This is a genomic window from Neisseria wadsworthii 9715, from assembly GCF_000227765.1.
Classification (GTDB): Bacteria; Pseudomonadota; Gammaproteobacteria; order Burkholderiales; family Neisseriaceae; genus Neisseria; species Neisseria wadsworthii.
In genome coordinates this window covers 1-948 of record NZ_JH165168.1, presented here as the reverse complement: position 1 = coordinate 948, position 948 = coordinate 1, and the positions used below count along the sequence as shown (strand labels likewise).

Here is a 948-nt window from a genome sequence, read left to right as displayed (position 1 = left end):
GAGATTACGATGCCCCAAATAATTTATTCGGTTCGGATTGCTGCACGGTTTTGCCGAAAGAGCAGGTTTTGCCGCGTATCCATCCGAATGAATTAACTACCCATTTGGAAGATGCTGAGATTCTGCCCGAAAACCGTATTCCGGATAATATCGATATTCGTGATTACGGAGTGGGCAATTTTTATTTGGAAGTAAGGCAACTTATGACGAGCTCGGATTCTGTTAAAGCTCAATCTGTTAAACCTCAAAAAAAAGAAACATTTCAAATAGAGTATCCATATATATATTTTATGAACAACTGCGGGGATATTTTGTGGCAACCGTATTATTATGATGTTTGATTAAATATTATTAAAACTTAGGAGAGAATCATGGCAACCAATCAAAAACCTTTAACCGTAGATCAAGTAACCGTAGACAGGGTGTTGTCCCATTATTTATGGAATTCGCCCACATCGCCCAACTGTGCAGATATGAAGAGCCGGATGAACCGGCCGAATAATTCGGATAGGGAAGCGTTGAAAATAGATGCGGTGGATTATATGAAAAACAGTGGTGGGAGGTTTGTATCGGCGGCACCAACAAAGACTAATGACTTACCCATGCCTGTCTGAAACTTTTTCAGACAGGCATTGTCGATTGATTTAATCAAAATGATTAATACGGTGGAAGATAACAAATGGATTATCCTGCGAACAAAACCCCAATCCAAAAGAAAAAGCGGCGGTGGCGATGGGCAAAAGTCACGGCCGCTTTGTTGTTGCTGACGGTTGTTTTCTACGGGCTGTCGAACGACAAATACGCCTATTGGAAAAACCTGATGGCGAAAGATCCGAAACCCGAGGGCGTATCCGAAGCGGAATACCGCGAGAAAAACAGGGCGGGCTACTGCTGGCGCGACAGGAAATTTTACCGTCCGGAAGAATTGCGGCAACAGGCAATGGAAAG

At 43.0% G+C, this 948-nt stretch carries 2 protein-coding genes and 1 pseudogene; all 3 read left to right on the top strand.

What is annotated here, in order from left to right:
- Nucleotides 1–341, top strand: a pseudogene (locus HMPREF9370_RS12245) (hypothetical protein); the annotation flags it as partial.
- Nucleotides 342–371: 30 nt separating this feature from the next.
- On the top strand, nucleotides 372–614 hold the full coding sequence (locus tag HMPREF9370_RS11460; RefSeq protein WP_040667745.1) for a hypothetical protein: 243 nt from the start codon (nucleotides 372–374) through the stop codon (nucleotides 612–614).
- A gap of 65 nt (nucleotides 615–679) precedes the next feature.
- A partial coding sequence (locus tag HMPREF9370_RS11455) for a DUF4179 domain-containing protein (protein ID WP_009117685.1) occupies nucleotides 680–948 on the top strand: 269 nt, incomplete at its 3' end.

Bases quoted from the DNA above. Each gene is read 5' to 3' on its own strand.
- HMPREF9370_RS11460 (WP_040667745.1), top strand. From the start codon at position 372: ATGGCAACCAATCAAAAACCTTTAACCGTAGATCAAGTAACCGTAGAC.